Source organism: Stenotrophomonas sp. YIM B13575, assembly GCF_042787595.1.
Taxonomy (GTDB): domain Bacteria; phylum Pseudomonadota; class Gammaproteobacteria; order Xanthomonadales; family Xanthomonadaceae; genus Stenotrophomonas; species Stenotrophomonas lactitubi_B.
The window spans coordinates 42,390-49,167 of record NZ_JBHZOP010000026.1 but is presented as its reverse complement, the minus strand read 5'-3'; the positions used below and the strand labels follow the sequence as shown (position 1 = coordinate 49,167).

5 protein-coding genes are annotated in these 6,778 nt (G+C 65.2%); 1 reads left to right on the top strand and 4 read right to left on the bottom strand.

What is annotated here, in order from left to right:
- Positions 1 to 114: 114 nt before the first annotated feature.
- From ACFX4F_RS06100 to ACFX4F_RS06090, 3 genes are all read right to left on the bottom strand, one after another.
- Complete coding sequence (locus ACFX4F_RS06100) at positions 115 to 1,068, bottom strand: Nudix family hydrolase (RefSeq protein WP_380653246.1); 954 nt, start codon at positions 1,066 to 1,068, stop codon at positions 115 to 117.
- 96 nt (positions 1,069 to 1,164) lie between these two features.
- Positions 1,165 to 3,882: a preprotein translocase subunit SecA gene (gene secA, locus ACFX4F_RS06095; RefSeq protein ID WP_099820293.1), complete on the bottom strand. Its 2,718-nt coding sequence runs from the start codon at positions 3,880 to 3,882 to the stop codon at positions 1,165 to 1,167.
- 189 nt (positions 3,883 to 4,071) lie between these two features.
- Entirely contained in the window at positions 4,072 to 5,025 is a 954-nt protein-coding gene (locus tag ACFX4F_RS06090; protein ID WP_099820294.1) for a M23 family metallopeptidase, read from the bottom strand.
- Between the two features lie 12 nt (positions 5,026 to 5,037).
- Here ACFX4F_RS06090 and ACFX4F_RS06085 point away from each other — a divergent pair, with 12 nt between their 5' ends.
- Positions 5,038 to 5,487, top strand: a complete 450-nt coding sequence (locus ACFX4F_RS06085) for a DUF721 domain-containing protein (RefSeq protein WP_162292002.1) — start codon at positions 5,038 to 5,040, stop codon at positions 5,485 to 5,487.
- A gap of 280 nt (positions 5,488 to 5,767) precedes the next feature.
- Here the strand turns inward: ACFX4F_RS06085 and lpxC are convergent, their stop codons facing one another.
- Positions 5,768 to 6,679: a UDP-3-O-acyl-N-acetylglucosamine deacetylase gene (lpxC, locus tag ACFX4F_RS06080; protein ID WP_089238783.1), complete on the bottom strand. Its 912-nt coding sequence runs from the start codon at positions 6,677 to 6,679 to the stop codon at positions 5,768 to 5,770.
- Between the last annotated feature and the right edge of the window lie 99 nt (positions 6,680 to 6,778).

Sequence of the window (6,778 nt, the reverse complement as noted above, 5' to 3'; positions counted from 1 at the left end):
GATCTACTGCCTGCGGTGAGGGGTCGGATCCCTTTCCAGCGGAAAGGGCTCCGACCCCGGATTCGAGCGAGGAGGTCAGAGCCCCGCATTGCGGGGCTCCGCCCCCCTGTAGCGCTACGCCGGCCACAGTCCGCGGATGGCGGCGATACCCTGCCCGCCGTGACGGCGGGCCTCGGCGACATGCTGCGGTGTCATGCCGCCAAGCGCGTAGATCGGCAGCGAGACCTGCGCGCGCATCGCGGCGAAGGCTTCCCACCCCAACGGCGCTGCATCGGGATGGCTCGCAGTAGCCTGCACCGGCCCCAGCACCGCGAAGTCGCAGCCAAGCCGCTGTGCCGCCAACAGCTGTTCAAGGTCATGGCAGGAGGCAGCCACCAGTTGCCCGGCCGGCAGCGGCCGTTCCTGCAGTGACTGCAGCTGCTCGCTTCCCAGGTGCACGCCGACGCCCAGGGTGCGTGCCAGCTCGATATCGCGGTTGAGCAACCACTGCACGCCGCGCCGATGCGCGCGTACGGCCTGCTCGATCATGCCCTGCCGCTGCGGATGCTCGGCGGGCAGGCGCAGCTGGATGCGTTGTTGCCCCGAAGCGACCGCTTGCTGGAGCTGGCCGTGCCAACGCTGCAGGCCCCCCTCATCCGCCTCTGGTGCGGGGGTGATCAGGTAGCAGTCCGGCTGGCGCAGTACGGCCACCACCGGCAGGTCGGCCGGCGGCATGGAATAGCGGGCCAGCTTGTCCGGCGCCACCCAGGTGATGGCCTGGCCCTCGCGTCCACGCGGGCTGCCCTTCCAGCTGCGCACGTGCCGCACCTCCAGGATCAGATCCTTGTCCGGGTAGCGCTGCGGCACGTCCATGATCCATTCGCCCACCTCGGCCTCGATGCCCAGCTCTTCGTGCAGTTCGCGCGCCAGCGCCTGTTCGGAGGTCTCACCGGGCTCGCGCTTGCCGCCCGGGAATTCCCAGAGGCCGGCCATGTCGCGGCTTTCGGTACGGCGGTTGAGCAGGATGCGGCCGCGGGCATCGGTGATGACGGCGGCTACGACGTGGATCGATCGTTTCGGGGAAGGCATGGGGGGAGCATGCCGAAAACCGGGGCACCGGCGCAATCGCCGAACGCTTCAAGGCCCAGAACAGGAAAGCCCCGCTTTCGCGGGGCTCTCCAGGGGTCAGCTCAGCTGGCCGTGGCAGTGCTTGTACTTCTTGCCGCTGCCGCACGGGCACGGATCGTTGCGACCGATCTTCGGCTCGTCACGCTGCAGCTGGGCAGCCTCGACCTGCGCCGCTTCCTCGTCGGCGCTGTAGCCGCCTGCGTCCTGGTGCTGGAACTGCGACTGCTTCAGGCGGGCTTCCACCTGCTGGCGCTCGGCCGCTTCCAGGGCCTGCACTTCCTCGTCGCTGCGGATGCGCACGCGGGCCAGCAGGGTCACCACTTCGCGCTTGACGTTCTCCAGCATGTCCGAGAACAGCTCGAAGGCTTCTTTCTTGTATTCCTGCTTCGGCTGCTTCTGCGCATAACCGCGCAGGTAGATGCCCTGGCGCAGGTAATCCATGCGGGCCAGGTGCTCCTTCCAGCTCTGGTCGAGCACGGTCAGCATCACGTGCTTCTCCAGCGCGCGCATGGTCTCTTCGCCCACACCCGCTTCCTTCTCGGCGAAGTGCTGGTTGATGCGTTCCTGCACCTTGGCGGTGATGCCTTCGGCATCCAGTTCCTCGTGCGACTTGACCAGATCGGTCAGCGACATGTCCACGCCGAAGTCCGACTGCAGGGTGGCTTCCAGGCCACGCAGGTCCCACTGCTCGTCCACCGAGTTCGGCGGCACGAAGCGGGCGACGATGTCGAAGATCACGTCGTCGCGGATGCCATCGACGTTGTCCTTCACCGACTCGGCGTCAAGCAGTTCATCGCGCTGGGCGTAGATCACCTTGCGCTGGTCGTTGTTGACGTCGTCGAAATCCAGCAGGTTCTTGCGGATGTCGAAGTTGTGGGCTTCGACCTTGCGCTGCGCCTTTTCAATCTGGCGGCTGACCAGGCGATCCTCAATGACGTCGTCTTCCTTCATGCCCATCATGCGCATGGCCTTCTGCACCCAGTCGGAGGCGAAGATGCGCATCAGGTTGTCTTCCAGCGACAGGTAGAAACGGGACGAGCCCGGGTCACCCTGGCGGCCCGAACGGCCACGCAGCTGGTTGTCGATACGACGCGATTCGTGGCGCTCGGTACCAACGATGTGCAGGCCGCCCGCCGCCTTGACCGCGTCATGGCGCTTCTGCCACTCGGCCTTGATCGCCGCCTTCTGCTCGTCGGTCGCGCCTTCGCCCAGCTCGTGGATTTCCGCTTCCAGCGAACCACCCAGCACGATGTCGGTACCACGACCGGCCATGTTGGTGGCGATGGTCACGGCGGCCGGACGACCGGCGTTGGCGACGATGGTCGCTTCGCGGTCATGCTGCTTGGCGTTGAGCACTTCGTGCTTCACACCCGCCTTGCGCAGGTGCTCGGACAGCATTTCCGAGGTTTCGATCGAGGTGGTACCCACCAGCACCGGCTGGCCGCGCTTGGCGCATTCTTCGATGTCGGCCAGCACCGCATTGAACTTGCCCTTGCGGTTGAGGAACACCTGGTCCGGGCTGTCCTTGCGGATGGTCGGGCGGTTGGTCGGGATCACCACCACTTCCAGGCCGTAGATGCTCTGGAATTCGAACGCTTCGGTATCGGCCGTACCGGTCATGCCGGACAGCTTCTTGTACATGCGGAACAGGTTCTGGAAGGTGATGCTCGCCAGCGTCTGGTTCTCGCGCTGGACCGGCACGCCTTCCTTCGCTTCCACCGCCTGGTGCAGGCCATCGGACCAGCGGCGGCCGGCCAGGGTACGGCCGGTGAATTCGTCGACGATGACCACTTCGCCATCGCGCACGATGTAGTCCACATCGCGCTGGTAGATGGCGTGCGCGCGCAGGGCGGCGTTGAGGTGGTGGACCACGGTCAGGTTCTGCGCCGCGTACAGGCCTTCGGTCTCGGCATCGAGGATGCCCGCTTCGACCAGCAGCTGTTCGGCGTGCTCCATGCCCGCTTCGGACAGGTGCACCTGCTTGCCCTTCTCATCGACCCAGAAGTCACCCTCACCGTCTTCCGCTTCCTGCTTGACCAGGTTCGGCACGATGCGGTTGACGCGGATGTACAGCTCCGGGGAATCATCGGCCGGGCCGGAGATGATCAGCGGGGTGCGCGCTTCGTCGATCAGGATGGAGTCGACTTCGTCGACGATGGCGTAGTGCAGGCCGCGCTGGTAGCGGTCGGCCTTGGACAGCGCCATGTTGTCGCGCAGGTAGTCGAAACCGAATTCGTTGTTGGTGCCGTAGGTGATGTCCGAACCATAGGCTTCACGCTTGTCGCTGTGCGGCATGCCCGGGTAGACCACGCCCACGCTCAGGCCCAGCCAGTTGTACAGCTTGCCCATCTGCGCGGCATCGCGGCGGGCCAGGTAGTCGTTCACGGTGACCACGTGCACGCCCTTGCCTTCCAGCGCGTTGAGGTACACCGGCAGGGTTGCCACCAGGGTCTTGCCTTCACCGGTGCGCATTTCTGCGATCTTGCCCAGGTGAAGCACCATGCCGCCGATCAGCTGCACGTCGTAGTGGCGCATGCCCAGCACGCGGCGACCGGCCTCGCGGCAGACCGCGAAGGCTTCCGGCAACACCTTGTCCAGGGCTTCACCACCGGCGATGCGCTGCTTGAACTCCGGCGTCTTGGCCTGCAGCTGCTCGTCGGAAAGCTTCTCGATCTCCGGCTCCAGCGCATTGATCTTGGCGACGATGCGGTTGAGCTGGCGCAGCTGTCGTTCATTACGACTGCCAAATACGCGGGTAAGCAGGCTGTTGATCATTGAAGGAACCGGGTTGGATGGGAATGCCGCACGGCTCCGGGAGGATCCGTCCGCCGCAAACGAAACAGGGCGCCTGGCGCCCTGTCGATGGCAACACCCATTGTAGCTTGGGATGGGCGGCAGGGGTTTCAACCCTTTGGCGATGGGGTCAGAGCCCTTCCGCGGCGCGGAAGGGATCCGACCCGTGGTTCAACCGCGGGTGATGCGCCCGACCGGGGTATTGCCGCCATCGCCGAGGAACTTGCGCGGGTTGACCACGTTGCCGTTCTCCCACACCTCGAAGTGCACGTGGGCGCCGGTCGAACGACCGGTGGAACCGGCCTTGGCCACTTCCTGGCCGGCACGGACGAGGTCGCCGACCTTCACCACCAGGCGCGAATTGTGCGCGTAGCGGGTGACGTAGCCATTGCCGTGGTCGACATCGACCACGTTGCCGTAACCGCCCTTGACCCCGGAGAAGCTGACCACGCCATCGGCCACAGCCATCACCGGGTCACCGACGCGGGCGTGGAAGTCCATGCCCTTGTGGGTGGCGGCACCGCGGCCGAACGGGTCGGCGCGGGTACCGAAGCCGGACGTGACATAGCTGTTGCGGATCGGCATGCGCGAGGGCACGGCGTTCTGCTGCAGCTGGTGGTCGAACATCAGCGATTCCATCACCGACAACTGGCGGCCTGAAGCAGCGAAGCGCTGCTCCAGCACCTGTAAGTCGGCGTTGACGTCCTTCACCGGGATGTCGGCGGTCGGGCCGCCGGCATCGCCGTCACCGAGGCCGGGGGTCTCGTTGAAGTCGAATTCGCCGTCTTCCAGCTTGCCCATCTGGGTCAGCCGCTCGCCCAGGGCGTTCAGGCGGGTGGCCTGTGCCTGCAGCTCGCCGAGGCGGGCGGCCAGCGCGTTGACCTGGGTCTGCGCATCGCGCTGGACCTTGGCCAGCTCGGCCTCCTGGCGGTCGACCTTGGCCTGCAGGCGCGAATCATTGAGCGCACTGGCGCCAATGCCGCCGGCAAGGCCGATAATGCAACCTGCGCCGAGCACGCTGCCCAGCAGGGCTCGGGGGCGGTCCTCGAAGTAGAACCGCAAACGCGTGAGCGCCGATTTGGCCTGTCCTTCACGCGTTTTGATTACGATCTTTTTGAATGCCATCAGTGAGTTTTCATGTCTGAGCCGAAATCCAGCGTTCGTCCCGCATCCAGACCGAAACCGGCCCTGGATGTAGTGATGGCGGACAAAAGCGGGAACCCGCTGCGGCGTGCCCTATGGCTCGACGCGCTGGACCGTCAGTTGCGCCCCCAGTTGCCGCCACCTCTGCGCAGCCGTTGCCGGCTGGCCAATGTGGACGGGGAACACCTCGTTTTTCTCGTCGAGTCCCCGGTCTGGCATGCCAAGTTGCGGCTTGCCGAAGCCCAGTTGCTCGACGCGGCCCGGTCCATCGGGCTGAAGGCCACCAAGGTGACCGTCAAGACTGCGTCTCCCACTCCCACGCGCTCCCCAGCGCTCGACAACCGGAATGGACCCCACGCAGTTTCAGCCGCCACGCACAAAGGGCTACGCGACGCCTTGGCAGCTCTGCAGGACCTTCCTTCGAAACCGAAGCGGGAAACCTGAAAGCAGCGGAGCGTCCTGCTCCACTCCCCGTCGCGCGTGTCACCGCAGCGTGAAACATTTCGGGGGCCGGGTCGCATCCTAGCTGGCCCCGGTGGGGCAGTCGTTAGATTGTTGTTAAAACAACGTTAAATTCAGGCTTCCGATCCAACAGGTTCACAAAACCGTGACCTCGGCCCGGCCGTCGCGTCACCCACTGCGCCACCGCCTCACGGAACCTCGGAAACGCAAACGCCGCCCTGGCAGGCGGCGCTTTTGCATTCAAATTCAACAACTTGTGCGATCAGGCATAGGCGGGTGTGGCGTACACGACCGGGTCCGGCACCGCCGGCGAGTCGTAAGTGACCCATTCCCAGGCAGTGGCATCGGCCATCAGCGCCCGTACCAGCTTGTTGTTGAGCGCGTGGCCGGACTTGAAGCCCTCGTAGGCGCCCAGCACCTGGCCGCCGGCCAGATAGAGGTCGCCGATCGCATCGAGGATCTTGTGGCGCACGAATTCGTCGGCGTAGCGCAGGCCGTCTTCGTTGAGCACGCGGAACTCATCGAGCACGATGGCGTTGTCCATCGAACCGCCCAGGCCGAGGTTGCGCTCGCGCATGTATTCCAGGTCGCGCATGAAGCCGAAGGTGCGGGCGCGGGAGATTTCCTTGGTGTAGGCCATCGTCGAGAACTCGATTTCCTGGCGCGACTGCTTGGCCGGGATCATCGGGTGGTCGAACTGGATGGTGAAGCCCAGCTTGTACCCCTCATACGGGGTGAAGCGGGCCACCTTGTCGCCCTCGGTCACTTCCACGGTCTTCAGCACGCGGATGAAGCGCTTGGGCGCATCCTGTTCCACGATGCCTGCCGACTGCAGCAGGAACACGAACGGACCGGACGAACCGTCCATGATCGGCAGCTCGGCCGAGGACAGTTCGACGATGATGTTGTCCACACCCAGGCCGGCCAGGGCCGACATCAGGTGTTCGACGGTCTGGATCTTGGCGTCGTTGCAGGTCAGGCCGGTGCACAGGGTCACTTCGGTGACCAGCTCGGCCTTGGCAGGCACTTCCACTACCGGGTCCAGGTCCACGCGCCGGAACACGATGCCATGGTTGACCGGCGCCGGACGCAGGGTCATGTAGACCTTGTCGCCGCTGTGCAGGCCTACACCGGTGGCGCGGATCGTGTTCTTGAGGGTGCGTTGCTGGATCATGGGGGACGACCGGAAGTGACACAGTAGATTAACACGCAGGGTCCCCTACCCTGACTGAAACGCCGGCAGGACACACCGGCGCGCCGGTGGGACGCGCGT

Bases quoted from the DNA above. Each gene is read 5' to 3' on its own strand.
- ACFX4F_RS06100 (WP_380653246.1), bottom strand. From the start codon at position 1,068: ATGCCTTCCCCGAAACGATCGATCCACGTCGTAGCCGCCGTCATCACC.
- secA (WP_099820293.1), bottom strand. From the start codon at position 3,882: ATGATCAACAGCCTGCTTACCCGCGTATTTGGCAGTCGTAATGAACGA.
- ACFX4F_RS06090 (WP_099820294.1), bottom strand. From the start codon at position 5,025: ATGGCATTCAAAAAGATCGTAATCAAAACGCGTGAAGGACAGGCCAAA.
- ACFX4F_RS06085 (WP_162292002.1), top strand. From the start codon at position 5,038: ATGTCTGAGCCGAAATCCAGCGTTCGTCCCGCATCCAGACCGAAACCG.
- lpxC (WP_089238783.1), bottom strand. From the start codon at position 6,679: ATGATCCAGCAACGCACCCTCAAGAACACGATCCGCGCCACCGGTGTA.